Here is a 17,383-nt window from a genome sequence, read left to right as displayed (position 1 = left end):
TCAAAATAACATAAAATCCGTTTGAATTCCTAATTAATAAATAGACAAAAATTAAGAGACTATTACAATGGAACTATGTAGTAAAAAAGTACTAAAATTAAAATTTAATTCTCTTAAGGAAGTGCATTATTATTATGAATACGTCACTCGTATTACAAGCTAAAATATTAATTGTTGATGATAATCTTTCTAATGTCTTATTATTAGAGAAAATGTTAAAACTAGCCGGTTATTCAAATATACGGAAAACGACTGATTCTAGAGAAGTTTTGTCTATTTATCTAGAATATCAACCTGATGTAGTGTTACTAGATTTAAGAATGCCCTATCTTAGTGGTTTTCAAGTAATGGAGAAATTGAAAGATATTGCTAGAACGGATATACTACCCATTATTGTTATATCTGCTCAAAATGATGATGAAAATAAGAATCAAGCATTACAATGGGGTGCTAGAGATTTTATCTTAAAACCATTTAGTAAAACGGAGTTACTTATTAGAATTCATAACATGTTAGAAGTCCGATTATTAAATAAACAATTAAGCGAGTACAATAACCTACTTGAGCAAAAGGTAAGGGAAAGCACTAGAGAATTGCAAGAGTCATACATGGAGTTAATCAAAAGATTAGGAATAGCTGCGGAAATTAGGGATAAAGATACAGGAAATCATATTATGAGAATAGGCCTTTATACCCGCGTTTTAGCAAGAAAATTAGGGTTCTCAAAAGATGAAAGTGAATTAATCATGCACGCAAGTTCGCTACACGATATTGGGAAAATAGGAGTTAGAGATGAAATATTATTAAAGCCTGGAAGATTATCTGCTTCAGAGTGGGTGGAAATGAAAATGCACACTGTTACAGGAGCAAATATTTTATCCGGGAGTTCATCAAAAATATTAAAGATGGCGGAAGAAATTGCACTTACTCATCATGAGAAGTGGGATGGAACAGGTTATCCCAATGGTTTAAAAGGCGATCAGATTCCACTAATAGGTCAGATTACTAGTATATGTGATATATTTGATGCTTTATTGTCAGACAGGCCATATAAAGAGGCTTGGAGTGTAGAAGAGGCAGTAAAAGAAATTAAAAATGGCGCAGGAAGTCATTTTAATCCCAATCTAGTTAAGGCATTTATTAGTATTTTACCAGAAATATTAGAGATTAATAGAAATTATGTGAATGTTCTTGTAAAGGATGAAAAAATTCAAGAGAATGATATAGAAATCATTGTAAAAGGATGGTGAAATAAATAGTGAAATTTAGTTTTACGAGTAAGAAACTTCCACTGCTTAAATGGATCTGGTATTCATTCTTAAGAACAGCACTTATTCCGTTAGTTGTAGTAGAAATCGCATTTATCGGCATCTATTTTTTTACAAACGAATGGTCACAGCGAGAAACCATTCAACTACTCAAAGAAGAAACGCAAGATGAATTGGAGCAAATTTCTAAACGAGAGGCTGTTGTAATAGATAATCAAATTTCTAGTATAACCAATGCCACAGAATTATACAGGCAGCATACGGAACAATCACTTCATTCAATGGCTACTGCAAAACCTGAGGATATCGCTCGATTGAAATATTCTCCAGAAGGAATCTATTATTCAACAAAAGATTCACAAGACGGAGGACCAGCTATCTTTTATAGTGGGGTGGTACCTGTAAAAGAGGAAGAAAGAGAGAAGGTACACAGGCTACTTACAACTAGCCCAATTATGAAAAGCATTTATAAGTCACAACCCCTTGCTGGAGCCATCTACTTTAATACATTTGATTCTTTAAACATTATCTATCCTTATTTTAATGTATTAGAACAGTATGCACCATATATGGATATACCGACTTATAACTTTTACTATGAAGCAGATCTCAAACATAATCCTGATAAAAAGGTAAGATGGACAGATGCGTATCTTGACCCAGCTGGTAACGGATGGATGGCTTCGGCAATTGCTCCAGTTTATAACGGGGATTTTTTAGAAGGTGTTGTCGGAATTGATGTTACTATTGACACGATAACGAAAGAAGTACTTGATCTTGAAATTCCATGGGGAGGATATGGTGTTTTAGTAGGGAAAGATGGCACGATTCTTGCTTTACCAAAGGATGGTGAGGAAACATTTGGTTTAAATGAATTAACAGATCATACTTATGAGAAAGCAATTTTTCAAGATACATTTAAACCAGATCAGTTTAATATTTATAAAAGACAAGATTTTAATATAATTTCAGAAAAGATAAAAAAAGAAAAACAGGGTTTGCAAAACATTGAGTTAGACAATAGTAATCATTTCATTTCTTGGTCTACTGTAAAGGATACTGAGTGGAAATTATTGGTTGTCGTTCCGCAGGAAAATGTATATGGAAAGATTAATAAGATGAGTGATAAGTTATTTTTAATTGGAACATTTATGATTGCTGGATTGATAATATTTTATACACTTTTCTTCCTTATCTTATATAGACAATCTCGAAAAATAAGTCTAAACATTGCAGAACCACTAATTTCTTTAAATGCCGTTGTGAAAAGCATTGGGGAAGGAATTTACCATCAAAATAAATTTCAATTTAGAGTTAAAGAGTTGCAGGAAACAGCAGACAATCTGATAGAAATGGGAAAAGAGTTAGGGCGTACGAATAATAGCTTAAATAAGGCTCAAAAGGAACTTGAGAAAAGAGAATCTGATTTACGCGCTTTAGTACACTCGATTGATGATATTATTATGGAGTTAGATAAAAACGGTATATGTTTAAATGTTTGGACAAATGATGAAAGGATTCTTGCTCACCCTATTAGTCAAATCATTAATGGGAAAATTGTGGATGTTCTTGATGCGAAGTATGAATGCATCATTACACCTCTAATCGAAAAAGTTTTTGATTCAGGTAATACAGAGAGCGTAGAGTATGAGATTACTACCCAAAATGGAAATGCTTGGTTTCAAGGTAGGTTTTCCCCTATATTTGATGGTGAAGGAAACGTAAAAACCCTCTCATTTACTGCTCGTAATATTACAGAACGGAAAAAAATGGAACAGAATCTCGTCCAAGCAAAGGAAGAGGCAGAGCGAGCTAATACAGCAAAATCTGAGTTTTTATCTAGTATGAGTCATGAGCTTCGTACGCCAATGAATGCCATATTAGGATTTGCTCAATTACTTGAAATGGATCCTTCAGAACCATTGACTGAATCTCAGCAAGAAAGTGTAAATGAGATTTTAAAAGCTGGGAATCATTTGTTGATACTGATCAATGAAGTATTAGATTTAGCGAAAATAGAGTCTGGTAGACTATCTATTTCTATTGAACCTGTAGAGGTGTATTCTGTTATGGATGAAGTGGCAAGTATTATATCTCCATTAGCAGACAAGCGTAGCATAACTTTGATTAATAGACTTGAAGAAGGTCTGCGTATATATGTAAATGCAGATCGAATTCGCCTAAAACAAGTATTACTAAATTTAATGTCTAACGCAGTAAAATATAATAACGATCAAGGTAAGATCATTTTTGAGTGCATAAAGTTAGAAGATCGTATACAGTTTGTCATCACTGATACTGGAATAGGTATAGAGGCTTCAAATCTGAATGAAATTTTCGAACCTTTTTTTCGACTGAACAATCAACATTATATTGTTGAAGGAACTGGGATTGGTTTAACCGTTTCTAAAAAGTTGGTAGAACAAATGAATGGTACTATTCACGTTGAAAGTCAAAAGGGAGTTGGTAGCAAGTTCTGGTTCGACCTACCTATTACGGATGGCAGTGATTTTATTATGAATGAAGTGGAGTTAGGCAATAATGACCCAATAGATGAAGTGAACGATGATAATAAATACAAAGTATTATATATAGAAGATAATCCTGCTAATTTACAACTTGTTGAGAAAATAATAATATCGAGATTTGAGAATATTGAACTCTTATCTGCACCAACTGGAGAACTAGGTATTGATTTGGCTAGTGCTCATATACCAGATTTAATCTTATTAGATATTCATTTACCGGGGATAAATGGATTTGAAGCATTTTCACGCCTTCGTGAATTAAAGGATACAATGCATATTCCTGTCATTGCTATAAGTGCAAATGCAATGATAAGAGATGTTGAAAAAGGCTTAGCGGTTGGTTTTGAAGCTTATTTAACAAAACCAATTAACGTAAATGAATTTATTAAGCAAGTTCAAAAAACATTAGATGTTAGTTGATAATAAATGATGATAGTGCATAATTCACAAAAATGTCATAAAAAGGTTCTTCTATCAAAAGAAGAACCTTTTTCTTCTTTAATAATCTAATTCAAATGCTATATAATAAAATCAAGAAGTCCTTTTGAAAGAGGGATTAGTATGACTCAAAAATACCGTGTCATTATTGCAGATGATTTACCTGAAGCAAGGAAGCTCTTAAAACGTTTTATTGAGCTTATTCAACCTATGTTTACTATAATTGATGAAGCGGAAAACGGTGAGGCACTAATAGAAAAAGTAATGTTTCATAAACCGGATCTCATTTTAACCGACATAGACATGCCGAAATTAAAAGGAATGGACGCAATTAGAGAGTGTCAAAAATTAATCCCTGATATTAAATATATCTTTACTACAGCCCATGATTCATTTGCACTTGAAGCCTTTGAATTAAGTGCAGTAGATTATATTTTAAAACCAATAAAAAAGGACCGGTTATATCTTGCATTAGAAAAAGCAAAAAAAGTATTATCACAAAGTAATCCGGTGTTAGATAAAGAAGATAAGAAAAGAATTCCAATTAAGTTTAATCGATCGCTTTATTATATTTTTGTAAAAGATATTTTATTTATTGAGAAAAGTGGCAGGAAAACGATTATTCATACCAACAAACGAGAATATCCATCTTTAGAAACATTAGAGGAATTGAAGGAGTATTTACCAAGTGGGATTGTTCAGTCTCACCGTTCCTTCCTCATTAATTTAGAACATATGTCTCATATAACCACAGTTGGTAAAAGCTATATGGTGTATTTTTATGGTTATGATAAATCAGCGCAAATTTCAAAGCATAACATAAACTATATACAAGAATTAATGGAAACATATTTAAAAAGTAATGCAGATAGGAAGTAAATCCTATCTGTTTTTTTATTTTGAGGAAACATTATGTTATGACATGAATGGTCATTAATAAAGACTAATAGGGTAGATTGGATGTCTAGAACATAATCATAGAGGTTTAAATAACGCTAGAATAAATTGACGGCTAACTAAAAAATTGATATTTTATAGTCCTAAATAACTAATATTTTATTTGTTTTATTGGTATATATACCTATATCAGTTAAAATATAACTATTTTTATTAAGGTATTTGGAACTGTAAAATAAAAACTAATTATTTAAAATTCTATTAAAAAAGTTCAGCGAATAGCAGATACAAAATAGTGAAAGAGGCAACGATGTGAATAAAAAAAAGGTATTTTAATGCCTAAAGAAGTTACGGAGAGTCATTATACGCTGTTTGATGAAATTTTTAAGGAGTATTATACAAAAATTATTATCGATTTTAATCAAGTACAAACGGTTGAGATTCTCGGTATTGACATTAAATAAAAATCTTAAAGTGTTGGAGAAAAAGGATGTAGAATACGAATTTTGTAATGTTCCCAATGAGATTAATCGAGCATTTGAAATAATTGGGATGCGTATGAAATTCACTAATGTTATATGAAAATATTGTGTGAAATTTCAGTTTATCATCACTTTGTTAAGAAGAGGGGAATTTATAATGAAAATAACAATTAGTAAAAAGTTATTTGGGGGTTTTTTTACAATCCTATTTATTCTAGCTGTAATAATAGTAATTGGCTATACTCAGATCTTATCTGTAGATTACACGTATAGTAATTTAATAGATGATAGTGCAAATAAGTTGATTAAAATGAAAGAATTAAATGTATTGATTAAAGAGGAACAGGTTGGTATTCGTGGATATTTAGTCGTAGAAGATGATAAGGCCTTAGAAAGTTTTACAGAAGCTCATGATAAATACCTCGAATTGAGTGGGGACTTATTCACGAGTTTTACAAATTCTAAAAATAAGGAGATGCTCAAAGAACTGGATGTGTTAGAAAATGAATATTTCCAAAGTGCGAGTAAAGCAATTTTATTAAAACAGCAAAACAAAACAGAGGAATATACTAGTTTAGTTAAACAAGGTACACTAGTAAAAAAATTGGATGAAAAGATTGAAGAACTTACCATCTATGAACAGAGTTTAGTAGACGAAGGATATAAAACTACCACTGCTAAAGTTGCTTCTGTTAAGACAATCCTTGTAGTATTAGGGATTATTGCTATTTTATTAGGGGTAACGATTGCTATATATATGGGAAGGATCATATCCAAGCCAGTCATTGTAATTTCAGAAACGGTTAAAAAAATTGCAAATGGAGATCTTACTGTTGATGAGATTAAAGTGAAAAATAGAGATGAAATTGGGGAATTAGCAAATTCCTTTAATCATATGTCTCGAAATCTCCGAGAGCTAATTCATCAAGTAGGATCAAATGCTGAACAGGTAGCTGCTTCTTCTGAAGAATTGACAGCGAGTTCGGAACAAACAAGTCAAGCAACTGAGCATATTGCTGAAGCCATGCAGGAAGTTGTTGAAGGAGTAGATAAACAAGTCAATAGTGTAGAAGAAACTTCCCAAACGATTAAAGAAATGGCTATTGGTATTCAACAAATTGCAAAAAATGCACAAGGTGTTTCTTCAACGGCGATTGATGCTTCAGAAAAAGCTTTAGAAGGAGGTCAAGTGTTAAAAAATGCGATTGGGCAGATGTACTCGATTAACGAAACGGTGAAAGAATTGTCTGTTGTGATAAAAGGATTAGGCGAACGCTCAAAAGAAATTGATCAAATTATTGAGGTCATTACAGGAATTGCAGCGCAAACAAACCTGTTAGCATTAAATGCAGCAATCGAGGCTGCCAGGGCAGGAGATCATGGAAGGGGATTCGCAGTTGTTGCTGATGAAGTGCGAAAGCTAGCAGAGCAATCAGCACAATCAGCTCAACAAATTTCACAATTAATATCTACAATCCAAGTAGAAACAAAAAAAGCTGTTCAATCAATGGAAGTCGCTACAAATGAAGTAATATCAGGTATTGAAGTAGCTAATATGGCAGGAGAATCCTTTGAACATATTGAAAGTTCTATTACAGGGGTTACTAATCAATTACAAGAGGTTTCATCTGCCGTTCAGCAAATAGCTGCTGGTTCTGAACAGATTTCGCAATCGATGAAACTTATTACAGAAGTTTCAGAGTCCACTGCATCAGGAACTCAAGGAGTATCTGCTGCTACGGAGGAACAATTGGCATCAATGGAAGAAATCGCTTCTTCGTCTAATGCCTTATCCAAAATGGCAGCGGAATTACAAATGCTTATTGGTAAATTTAAAATATAAACATAGAGTTTAACCGAAATATTTAGATGAAATAAATCATGAAGTAGCTACTCATGAAGTGCAGGTAGATGACATGGCATTTGGCGGTGAATTTCCTGTCATTCCACTAATCCAATTTATGAATAGGTAGTACAATTGGGTGGTTGTAATCAGACAGGGGCAAATAACAATGAAAAAGATATTAATAGTAGATGATTCACTTATGATGAGACATATGTTAAAGGAAATTGTCGAAAAAGAAGGATATACTGTAGCTGAAGCAAGCAATGGCGAAGAGGCAATTCAAAAGTATAAAATAACAAAGCCTGATCTCGTAACAATGGATATAACGATGCCAGAAATGAATGGTATTCAAGCGTTACTAGAATTAAAAAAGATAGATGAAAATGTTAAAGTAATTATGGTATCGGCAATGGGGCAGAAGCCGATGGTGATAGAAGCGATAAAATATGGCGCTAAAGATTTTCTTGTAAAACCATTTGAAACAGACAAGTTTATTAGTTCAATAAAAAAAGTAATTGCATAGGTCATAAAAATTTGGGGGATAAACAACTATTTTTCCTTTAGTATTTGCTAAGTTGCATTTCAGAGGCTCTTATATTGGATTAGAGTATATGGAAAATCAAAATGGGAGGTTTTATCTCATGAGCAATCTTTCGAGACTAGATGATAAGCTGCTAGTACATTCCTATTTACAAGCAATTAAGTTAAATCTTCACCCAAACTTTATTTCCCTACTCGCTAAGGAAATGGAAGATAGGCAGATATCATCCCAAATTTGTTTGCCATCAAAAATAATTTCCGCAAAATAGATGTCGGTGAGTAATAACAATCAGCCTTATTGGAAACTTAAATCAAATCTTACTTCCATGAATGATTTTGGTAAGATTCCTTCATTAGTAAAAAAGTTGTATAGGATTCCACTTGTATTCAGAAATGTATGATGAAAATATATCAAAGGGGAACTGACCTAGAACCAGACATGGTTTATGTTAGTTCTTCTTTTTGATTTTATGCATGCAAATAGGGAAATTTAATTGTAATAGTGTAGTATGGAAGTAGTAATTAAATACCATATTTTATAACATACTCAACTTTCGGACATAGAAAAACTCAATGAACCCTTGATGTAACTTGGCAGGGATTCAAACCAATGTGTTAATTGACCCGTTAAAGTTTCCGTGCTTAAAGAAACAGTACCTTTTGACATTGTTTCGAAAAGTTCTAGTAACTGTTGTAAAGCCGTAAGCATATCCAAATCTTTTACATCTTCGCACATTAAGAAAAAGAGTATTCCGATTGTTTTTGGGTCTTGTTCATTTCTTCTGCTCCATTCAAGCAGAGTATAGCGTGTGAAAACTAAGGTTGTATGGCTGATCATGGAATCATACGATCTACCTTGAAATTCCTTTGCGAGCTTTAACATTGACTTTGTGCATTTAAAGAATGTTTCAATGTCCCAACGCATACCATAAATCCTTACAATTTCTTCATCTGAAAGGGCAGTATCCGTGCTTAAAATGGCTAACCATTCACTCTTCTTATTGCGATTTCTAACAAAAACAATTTTGACAGACGTCTGTTTATCCGTTTGAAGGCATACTTGAATAGAGCCCAAGACACCTTTTTTTTGAAGGTTGGGCTTAACTACCTTAAACAACTCATCTAGTTTCAATAGTTTGTCGTTATAAAGGTAGCGTTGCTTCATTTGTTTGACCATGCCAATCACGAATAAGCCTTTTTCTGTAATCGATTCGATTAAAGGCGCATGTGTAAACCAAGTATCCATCAACACATAATCCGCCACTATGCCTTTATCTAAGCAGTTTTGGATAAGAGTAGCGGCCATTTCAGGTTTAGGTTGTATAGCTTCCAGACGACGCTTATATCCAGAAGTTCGCTTATCAATAGTAGAATCTATTTCACAATAACGGTTCTCCTTTTTAGTTGAACTGAGGAGCGCAAAGTCAACTGGTACAAACGAAAATCCGTCAGACCAACCGAGTGTTAACATGGAGAACCCCTTAACAAATTTATGTGTCACATGGTCATGAACACGTGCTAACAGCTCTACTTTTTTACTACGGTTACGTGAAAAAACTGAGTCATCCAAAATAAAAACGGAAATCCTCTTTGATGAAGTTAACCTTTCAAAACGCTGTGTAACTTCAAATGAAAGGGATAATAAAAACTTGCGCCAGTTAAATGTAGGCACCTTTAAGAAGTCATAAATGACATCCTTACCTGGAAGAACGGTTGCTTTTTTACTCAAACAAGCTTGATACCAGGTACGATGTTCAAATACTAAAAGAAACAAAAGTTGAAAAATGGTGAGGCATGAAAATCCAAGTTTTTTGGTAATACCCGCATTCCGTAAATGCCTTCCCACATTTAACTCCGAAAAGCTGTGTTTCATAGCTTGCGAGAGATGGACAAAAGACGAATTTTTCGATAACATAATGGTAGACACCTTTCTTTGTGTAATTGGTTTAGTCACCGTTATTTTACCAAAGAAACAGGTGTCTTTTCTTTTTATCTTCACAAAAGACAAAGAAAAGCAAATGGATATTAAATGGGGTCTACCCTATCAATCGTAAGGCTTTAAAAGTTAAATTCAACTCCGAAAGTTGAGTAACATATATTTGGATGTAGTTAAATCTCCCGGAAATAAGTTTTGATTTTTTATCAAAGTGAATCAGTTTCATCATTTATTTTTATATCAAGGCAAACCTTGAGTTAGTTCTTATTTGAAAATTAAAGCTAACGAACAATTTAGCATTAAAAATATTAATGTTTATTTTTGTTAGAGTGTAAAAGCATTTATGAAATTGATTCAAGTTATATAAAATCATTAATTTAAATTTGGTTAGAAAAAGGTAGTATAATATGGATTTTCTTGACCAATCTGTATTAGATTCATTAATAGATCATATTGCAGTATTAGATAAAAAAGGGGAGATAATAGCTATAAATAAAGGATGGATAAATTTCTCGATTGAAAATGGTGGGGATTTATCAAAAAGTGGAATAGGGACTAACTATCTAGCCGTTTGTCAAGAAGAGGTAAGGTCTGGGATTTTGCAAGTATTGGATGGAAGGATTAATCATTTTACTTTTGAATATCCTTGTCATTCAGGTGTGGACATACGATGGTTTTTATTACGAGTAACCTCCAATCACAATTAGTCAAACTGTTAATCACGGTGCTGTAGTTTCTCATGTTGATATTACGGATCGTAAATTGGTGGAATTGCAATTGAAAAGAAGTGAGGAGCGTTATCGACTGAGTGCTGATAATTCTACTGATTTTATTTCCGTATATTCGATTGACGGAAAGTATGTGTATGTTTCCCCTATTAGTCATTCCATGTTGGGGTATAAATCTAGTGAACTCTTAAATCAATCTGCATTTGATTTTTTTCATCCGGATGATATGGATAAAATAAAATTATCTTACAAAAAATGTTGAGTAGTGAAGATATACAAACAATAACTTATCGTTTCCATCGTAAAGATGAAAAATTTATTTGGCTAGAAGCAAAGAGTCAAAAAGTATTATCAAATGATGGGAAAAATGAAGAAATTATTTGTATATCTCGAGATATTACGAATCACAAAAAGAAAATAAAAAAATTAGAAAAAGCAATATATATAGATGAGTTAACAGGAGTATATAACCGTCGATTTTTCAACCTTAAATTTAATGAAGAAGGTAAACAAAATGGTCAAACTGAGAAACTTCTTTCTTTGCTAGTCATCGATATTGATTATTTTAAAGCTTATAATGATACATATGGCCATCAAAAGGGTGATGAGTGTCTAAAGATAGTAGCTCAAGCATTAAAAGGTAGTGTGAGAGAAACCACAGATTATGTATGTAGGATAGGCGGAGAAGAGTTTTGTATATTATTACCACATATAAGAAAAGAGATTGCCATATCCATAGCCGATAACCTTCGTAAAAAAGTTGAAGGATTGAAAATTTCACACTCTAAATCTAATGTTAGTAAGTTTGTAACAATTAGCATAGGTGTTTCCACAATGGTAGTGAAAAATTCCATGGAAATAGATCAAAATGAAATGTTTTCATTAGCTGATCAAGCATTATATAGATCAAAGGAGTGTGGTAGAAATCAAGTAAACTATCAATGATGATAACTTATTTGACTTTATTTTTGACATGATTGATTAATTGGAGGAGGCGAAATATGAAGTGTAATAATTGTTTAGTTGAGGATTTAAGCATTGAGATTATGTACAATGGTTTAATTGGTCATCAGAATGTATCAGTAGTAAGTGAACATTTACAGAGAAGGAAAATAGAGTTTAAAAAACAAGATAATATCATTGTGACGAATGAAACAGGTGCTAGGGAAATTCTTGATTTCTGTTTAGAACATATGAAAACAGATAACGCATTCTTTCGATTGAATAATCACAATTGAAAACCATTCAAGGAATTAGAAAAAATTTTTGAAATGGAATGGATTGATCAAGTTATAAAAAAGAAATTGTTAACATGCTATTTTCAACCTATCGTTAATAGAGAGGAAAGCATTTATGCATTTGAAATTCTTGCTAGATTTAAAAAAGAAGATGGAAATTTAGTTTATCCAAATCTTATTTTTGAAGCGGCCAGGACAAGAGGTAGGCTATATGCTTTGGACCGTTTATGTAGATTGACAGCTGTTCGTCATGCAACACAATTAGATGGAAAAAAGGCCTTTATTAACTTCATTCCTACTTCTATTTACTCACCGGAATTTTGCCTGCAATCTACTATCCGATTATCAGCTCAATTAGGAGTAGATCCCTCAAAACTTGTGTTTGAAGTAGTAGAGACAGAGAAGGTTGAGGATTTAGAACATTTAAAAAGTATACTGACTTATTACAGAGATAGAGGCTTTCAGTATGCTTTAGATGATGTAGGAGAAGGATATAGTACCATTAATATGTTAGAAGATCTTAAACCTCATTATATGAAATTGGATATGAAGTTTGTTCAAGGAGTATCTGAAAATAAAAACAAACAACATATAGCAAAAATGTTTTTGAAAAAGTCATTAGATATCGGATCAATTCCGTTAGCAGAAGGTGTGGAGTCTAGAGAAGACTTTGAATGGTTAAAACAAACAGGTTATGAACTTTTTCAAGGATATTTATTTGGCAAACCTTCTCCTACACCAAAAGTTTAACGTGAAAAAATGTTAGAGTATGGGATTTGTAAACCTGGTACAGTTATTTACATTTGTAAGGGAATTCGGCTGAAGATTGGTAATTGAAGGAGGAATGTAAGCCAATTGAGGTGTCATGTATGTGAAACCTCAATTGGCTTACATAACGGAGAGCAATATCATAAATAGGTCGTTTCTTATATGGAAGTTCGGCCTTATGTTATTTATTTTGGCAGGAAAATAGAATTAACATTTATTTAAATATCTCTATTGATGCAAATGGATAAGGATCTTTCTTAATGATTCCTTGGGGAAAGGGGATTATTTAACTTACACATAATCATAGTATATTTATATTGCCATCCTATTTTTTCCTCAATCTCCCAAACATTCAGTAGTTCTATTGGTATAGGAAATGAGGATATTCAAAGTCCAATCTGACCATTCTTGAACAATTTTATCATTATAAAAGGTATTGTTTGAAATATGGAAGCGTTTTACCTATACTTAGTTTACGCGATAAACAAAGTATAGGTAAAACGCAAACTTCTTTTTAGAACTACAGAATCATTTTTCTATTAAGTAGATACGGAGGAGAGAAAATGAAGAAAAAGGTTGTCATTACAGGTGGAAGTGGTCTACTTGGCCGAGATGTCATAAAAGAGTTTATCGATCATGGTTATGAAGTTGTTAATGTGGATAGGCAGTATCCGAAAGAAGCTCTTTGCAGAACAGTAATAACAGACTTAACAAATCTTGGTGAAGTATATGGGGTATTAGCAGATGCCGATGCTGTTGTCCATCTTGCTGCGATTCCGGTTGCATATTCCCATCCAAATGAAGTGACCTTTGAAAATAACGTTATGTCTACATATAACATTTTAGAGGCAGCAGGAAATCTAGGAATTAAAAAAGCGGTAATTTCTTCAAGTGAGTCCTCATATGGTATTTGTTTTTCAAAGCAAAATTTAACACCTCAATATGTACCAATAGATGAAGATCACCCGCAATTGCCGGAAGAGAGCTATGGTTTATCCAAGATTGTAAATGAGAAAACAGCTGATATGATTCATCGTAGAACGGGGATGCAGGTCGTATCATTCCGTTTAGGAAATGTCATCTCTCCTGAAAAGTATGAAAATTTCCCCGGATTTATCCATGACCCTGAGCAGCGAAAAACGATTCTGTGGAGTTATATTGATACACGAGATGCGGCGACCGCATACCGATTGGCTGTTGAGACAGACGACCTTGGATCAGTTGCCCTTAATATCGGGGCGGATGAAACAAGCATGGACATTGACAGCAAACAGTTAATGGAAACCTGTTATCCAACTGTTACGGATTTTCGTAAAGATTTATCAGGATTTGCACCGCTATTAAACAATGAAAAGGCGAAAAAATTACTAAATTGGAAGCCTGTTCATAAGTGGAGAGATTACGTAAACGTAAAGATGTAATTACTATATTAGTAAGGAGAGATAATCGATGATTTCTAGTCTTAAAAGTACTACTACTTTGCATAATGGTGTCGAAATGCCTTGGATAGGCTTAGGCGTTTTCCTAGTAAAGGACGGAGAAGAAGTTGTAAATTCAGTTAAGGCTGCTCTTGAAGTCGGCTATCGAAGCATCGATACTGCTGCTGTTTATAAAAACGAAGAGGGTGTAGGCAAAGCTATTGCGGAATCAAATGTCCCTCGTGAGGAGCTATTTATTACAACAAAAGTTTGGAATGCTAATCAAGGATATGAAGCAACATTAGCAGCTTTTGACGTTAGTATGAAGAAATTGGGGATCGATTATCTAGATCTTTATTTAATTCACTGGCCTCTTCCTTCACAAGGAAAATTCGTAGACACATGGAAAGCGCTTGAGAAGCTCTATAAGGATGGACGTGTTCGTGCCATTGGGGTCAGCAATTTTAAAGTTCATCACCTTGAAGAAGTCATTGCAAACGGTGAAATTGTACCGATGGTCAACCAGGTAGAATATCATCCACGATTTAATCAACGAGAATTGCATGATTTTTGCAAAAAGCACGGCATCCAGCTTGAAGCTTGGTCTCCATTAATGCAGGGAGGTCTGCTTGAAGAACCAATTTTGGTCGAGATTGCAAAAAAATACAAAAAATCAACGGCTCAAATTATTATCCGCTGGGACATACAAACAGGAGTAGTGACGATTCCAAAGTCAGTTAAGCCCCACCGCATTGCCGAAAATGCTGATGTCTTTGACTTTGAACTTTCCCAAGAGGATATGGATAAAATCAATGCACTCAATCAGGACCAACGTATGTTTGCTGATCCTGATACTTTTAGTAAAGTATAAGTTTAGGCTTTAGCCGAGAACCCTCGTGACTTCAGTCGTGGGTTGTTGACTATCATAACTTAGATAGGGGAAAATAAAAGGGATAACATTCTAAAAAAAGGGTTATCCCTTTTTATTTTTGTTGTTGAGAAAGGATGTAACTGCTCTTAATTTTAAGTGATCATTAGCAAGCCATGAATTCTACGAATCACACTGTAGCAAGAGCTACATCTATGGTGGTCACTAGAGTTCTGCGGTGCAATATCAGGAAAAGTATGGAACGTTTTTTGTGCTACAAAGCGGAATAAAATAATCTATTCTCTGTATCCTCCAGACCCAATTGATTAATAATAAAACCAAATTATTAATTTGTGGAGGAGTTTGAGCATATTGACTGGTAATGGATTAAATCAAACTTACCTTAAAGTAGCTGGTATCAATTTGTACTGTGAATACATATTGAATGATAAACCACCGATTCTTCTCATCCATGGTTTTGCATCATCGACTTATACATTTCGGAGAATTATCCCATTTTTACAAAAACAATATTCCGTTATCGCCGTGGACCTTCCTGGCTTTGGCAAAAGTGAGAAATCAACTTCCTTTATATATAGTTTTCAGAACTATGCAAAGCTAATGATAGAATGTATCCATCACTTTGGCTACTCTAACACACATATTGTTGCTCATTCAATGGGGGGCCAAATTGCCCTCTATATGGCCTTGATTGCTCCTGAGAAAATTAATAAATTGATTTTGTTATGTAGTTCAGGGTATTTGAAGCGATCAAAAAAGCTGCTCATTCTTTCTTCCTATTTACCTTGCTTTGACAAATTGGTACATTATTATATTCGAAGAAAGGATGTCAAATATCATTTAAGAAATGTCTTTTTTGACCATACTTTGATCAATGATGAATTGATTCAAGAATTTGGAAAACCACTGAACGAAAAAGGATTTTATAAGGCATTAATCCGACTACTACGTCATCGTGAGGGGGATTTGCTGCCACACCAGCTTCAAGATATTCACGTTCCAACATTATTAATATGGGGAGAGGAAGACAGAGTTGTTCCTGTGGAGGTTGGTCAACGACTCGTTAGTGATTTACCGGATGCTCAGTTAATTACGTATGAAAAAACAGGCCATTTAATTACCGAGGAAAGACCAGAATTTGTTATTAAGAATATATTAATGCATACTATTTGATGATTAAAATAAAGGATGCTTTGTTTTAATAGTAAAGGAAAAAGGCTAACTTAAAAAGTCGTTTATCAAGGACCTTTTAAGTTAGCTTCTTATTCAAGAAAGTTTTTCTTTTGCATCTTCATGATAAGGATCGCCAACCTTTAGAATGAATTGTAGAATGTCCTCCGCTGCATTTATATTGATAAAATTCCGTTGACTAATTATCATATCATTTAGCTTTTTACCATTATTTTCGAGTAAATCAGTTATCGTATATTTAATCTCCTTTGGGTTTTTGCATACCACTCCTAAATTGAAATTCTCGGCAAAAGTTGGGTTATGCTCTTCCTGTCCTGGCAAAGCTCCCGTAATGATTAGCGGTGTATTGGTAGCTATTGCTTCGAACATAACATTGGGGCTGCCTCTAGTAAAGGCAATATCAGAAGTAAGCATTAAATCTTGGATATTTTGAGTGAAGCCATAAATCTCGACTCGATCACCATATTTCGCCTTAAGGGATATGTCCAGTTTAGTTTTTAGCTTCACATTTTTCCCTGCTACTATTTTGACGTTGCAATCAAAATGATTTAGTAGATTTTCGGCTATTTTCTTCATATTTCCCACACCTTCACCACCGCTCATGATCAAGCATGTTAAAGATTGGCCCTTGTTATAGAATTTTCGTTGGTTATAGCTCTTTGGGAAAAATCGGGAACGGACTGGAAAACCAGAAACCTTTATTTTCTCATCTGGAATCCCAAATTCAATACACTTATTTTGGGCTTCAAAAGTAGGACTAATAATATAATTTGCTCTTTTGTCTGCCCAAAGAGGAAAAATGTTAACAAGATCGGCAATTAGAGTAAAGAAAGGAATATTGATATTTTGTTTTTCTAAAATGTTTAAGATAGAGCCATTAAAATTCGGATGAACAGATAAGATGATATCAGGCTGTATTTCTTCCAGTAATTTTAGAAAGTTATCTCTTATTAATGATTCAATAAAATTGTCTACTAAGTGGGGGTTCATAGCAGATAGTTTCCAAATCATTTTCCATAGATTTTCCGAATTTCTTGTGATGGGACCATAGGATTGGCCGATTTTTAAAAGCAATCGTTTACCAAGCGCAAATCCATCTACTACAAATATCTTCACTTCTTGAGTTTTGACTTTCTCACACAGAGATTCGGTGATGCTTTTATGTCCATGCCCTGTAATATCAGAAGAAATAATCAGTAATTTCTTTTCCATAAGA

At 33.6% G+C, this 17,383-nt stretch carries 16 protein-coding genes; 14 read left to right on the top strand and 2 right to left on the bottom strand.

Features of this window, described 5'->3' with window-relative positions:
• Positions 1-134 precede the first annotated feature (134 nt).
• The 6 genes from AB3U99_RS24110 (at position 135) to sda (ending at position 8,268) form a co-directional block, all read left to right on the top strand.
• Complete coding sequence (locus AB3U99_RS24110; protein ID WP_400244545.1) at positions 135-1,250, top strand: HD domain-containing phosphohydrolase; 1,116 nt, start codon at positions 135-137, stop codon at positions 1,248-1,250.
• A gap of 8 nt (positions 1,251-1,258) precedes the next feature.
• Positions 1,259-4,216 (top strand): ATP-binding protein, encoded by a 2,958-nt coding sequence (locus AB3U99_RS24105; protein WP_400244544.1) that lies wholly within the window; start codon positions 1,259-1,261, stop codon positions 4,214-4,216.
• 141 nt (positions 4,217-4,357) lie between these two features.
• The gene (locus AB3U99_RS24100) at positions 4,358-5,113 is read left to right on the top strand and encodes a LytR/AlgR family response regulator transcription factor (protein WP_400244542.1); all 756 of its coding nucleotides are present in this window, start codon (positions 4,358-4,360) and stop codon (positions 5,111-5,113) included.
• Positions 5,114-5,770: 657 nt separating this feature from the next.
• The gene (locus AB3U99_RS24095) at positions 5,771-7,456 is read left to right on the top strand and encodes a methyl-accepting chemotaxis protein (RefSeq protein WP_400244540.1); all 1,686 of its coding nucleotides are present in this window, start codon (positions 5,771-5,773) and stop codon (positions 7,454-7,456) included.
• A gap of 169 nt (positions 7,457-7,625) precedes the next feature.
• Entirely contained in the window at positions 7,626-7,982 is a 357-nt protein-coding gene (locus tag AB3U99_RS24090; RefSeq protein WP_400244538.1) for a response regulator, read from the top strand.
• Between the two features lie 118 nt (positions 7,983-8,100).
• Positions 8,101-8,268: a sporulation histidine kinase inhibitor Sda gene (sda, locus tag AB3U99_RS24085; RefSeq protein ID WP_400244536.1), complete on the top strand. Its 168-nt coding sequence runs from the start codon at positions 8,101-8,103 to the stop codon at positions 8,266-8,268.
• 278 nt (positions 8,269-8,546) lie between these two features.
• On the opposite strand, the gene AB3U99_RS24080 is transcribed toward sda, so the two are convergent.
• Complete coding sequence (locus AB3U99_RS24080; RefSeq protein ID WP_400244534.1) at positions 8,547-9,914, bottom strand: transposase; 1,368 nt, start codon at positions 9,912-9,914, stop codon at positions 8,547-8,549.
• A 428-nt stretch (positions 9,915-10,342) separates the two neighbouring features.
• On the opposite strand from AB3U99_RS24080, the gene AB3U99_RS24075 reads away from it, so the two are divergent.
• The 8 genes from AB3U99_RS24075 (at position 10,343) to AB3U99_RS24040 (ending at position 16,149) form a co-directional block, all read left to right on the top strand.
• The gene (locus tag AB3U99_RS24075) at positions 10,343-10,642 is read left to right on the top strand and encodes a hypothetical protein (RefSeq protein ID WP_400244533.1); all 300 of its coding nucleotides are present in this window, start codon (positions 10,343-10,345) and stop codon (positions 10,640-10,642) included.
• Positions 10,643-10,712: 70 nt separating this feature from the next.
• A complete protein-coding gene (locus AB3U99_RS24070; RefSeq protein WP_400244531.1) occupies positions 10,713-10,925 on the top strand; it encodes a PAS domain S-box protein in 213 nt (70 codons plus the stop codon).
• Entirely contained in the window at positions 10,922-11,608 is a 687-nt protein-coding gene (locus tag AB3U99_RS24065) for a GGDEF domain-containing protein (RefSeq protein WP_400244530.1), read from the top strand. Before AB3U99_RS24070 ends, AB3U99_RS24065 begins: the two co-directional genes overlap by 4 nt.
• 56 nt (positions 11,609-11,664) lie before the next feature.
• Positions 11,665-11,901 (top strand): hypothetical protein, encoded by a 237-nt coding sequence (locus AB3U99_RS24060; protein ID WP_400244528.1) that lies wholly within the window; start codon positions 11,665-11,667, stop codon positions 11,899-11,901.
• A 33-nt stretch (positions 11,902-11,934) separates the two neighbouring features.
• Complete coding sequence (locus AB3U99_RS24055) at positions 11,935-12,651, top strand: EAL domain-containing protein (RefSeq protein ID WP_400244526.1); 717 nt, start codon at positions 11,935-11,937, stop codon at positions 12,649-12,651.
• Between the two features lie 581 nt (positions 12,652-13,232).
• Positions 13,233-14,090 (top strand): NAD-dependent epimerase/dehydratase family protein, encoded by an 858-nt coding sequence (locus AB3U99_RS24050; RefSeq protein ID WP_400244523.1) that lies wholly within the window; start codon positions 13,233-13,235, stop codon positions 14,088-14,090.
• Positions 14,091-14,118: 28 nt separating this feature from the next.
• The gene (locus AB3U99_RS24045) at positions 14,119-14,958 is read left to right on the top strand and encodes an aldo/keto reductase (protein ID WP_400244521.1); all 840 of its coding nucleotides are present in this window, start codon (positions 14,119-14,121) and stop codon (positions 14,956-14,958) included.
• A gap of 369 nt (positions 14,959-15,327) precedes the next feature.
• Complete coding sequence (locus AB3U99_RS24040) at positions 15,328-16,149, top strand: alpha/beta fold hydrolase (RefSeq protein ID WP_400244519.1); 822 nt, start codon at positions 15,328-15,330, stop codon at positions 16,147-16,149.
• A 93-nt stretch (positions 16,150-16,242) separates the two neighbouring features.
• On the opposite strand, the gene AB3U99_RS24035 is transcribed toward AB3U99_RS24040, so the two are convergent.
• Positions 16,243-17,379, bottom strand: coding sequence for an MGDG synthase family glycosyltransferase (locus AB3U99_RS24035; RefSeq protein WP_400244517.1), 1,137 nt, complete (start codon positions 17,377-17,379; stop codon positions 16,243-16,245).
• Positions 17,380-17,383 lie beyond the last annotated feature (4 nt).

It is taken from the genome of Niallia tiangongensis (genome assembly GCF_044704065.1).
Taxonomy (GTDB): Bacteria; Bacillota; Bacilli; order Bacillales; family Cytobacillaceae; genus Niallia; species Niallia tiangongensis.
The sequence above is the reverse complement of the archived record's forward strand: the minus strand, read 5'-3'. Positions and strand labels throughout refer to the sequence as shown.

What these genes read in the sequence shown, in the direction of transcription:
- AB3U99_RS24095 (WP_400244540.1), top strand. Translation starts at nt 5,771, where the DNA reads ATGAAAATAACAATTAGTAAAAAGTTATTTGGGGGTTTTTTTACAATC.
- sda (WP_400244536.1), top strand. Translation starts at nt 8,101, where the DNA reads ATGAGCAATCTTTCGAGACTAGATGATAAGCTGCTAGTACATTCCTAT.
- AB3U99_RS24060 (WP_400244528.1), top strand. Translation starts at nt 11,665, where the DNA reads ATGAAGTGTAATAATTGTTTAGTTGAGGATTTAAGCATTGAGATTATG.
- AB3U99_RS24080 (WP_400244534.1), bottom strand. Translation starts at nt 9,914, where the DNA reads ATGTTATCGAAAAATTCGTCTTTTGTCCATCTCTCGCAAGCTATGAAA.
- AB3U99_RS24090 (WP_400244538.1), top strand. Translation starts at nt 7,626, where the DNA reads ATGAAAAAGATATTAATAGTAGATGATTCACTTATGATGAGACATATG.
- AB3U99_RS24110 (WP_400244545.1), top strand. Translation starts at nt 135, where the DNA reads ATGAATACGTCACTCGTATTACAAGCTAAAATATTAATTGTTGATGAT.
- AB3U99_RS24100 (WP_400244542.1), top strand. Translation starts at nt 4,358, where the DNA reads ATGACTCAAAAATACCGTGTCATTATTGCAGATGATTTACCTGAAGCA.
- AB3U99_RS24045 (WP_400244521.1), top strand. Translation starts at nt 14,119, where the DNA reads ATGATTTCTAGTCTTAAAAGTACTACTACTTTGCATAATGGTGTCGAA.
- AB3U99_RS24055 (WP_400244526.1), top strand. Translation starts at nt 11,935, where the DNA reads ATGGAATGGATTGATCAAGTTATAAAAAAGAAATTGTTAACATGCTAT.
- AB3U99_RS24035 (WP_400244517.1), bottom strand. Translation starts at nt 17,379, where the DNA reads ATGGAAAAGAAATTACTGATTATTTCTTCTGATATTACAGGGCATGGA.
- AB3U99_RS24050 (WP_400244523.1), top strand. Translation starts at nt 13,233, where the DNA reads ATGAAGAAAAAGGTTGTCATTACAGGTGGAAGTGGTCTACTTGGCCGA.
- AB3U99_RS24075 (WP_400244533.1), top strand. Translation starts at nt 10,343, where the DNA reads ATGGATTTTCTTGACCAATCTGTATTAGATTCATTAATAGATCATATT.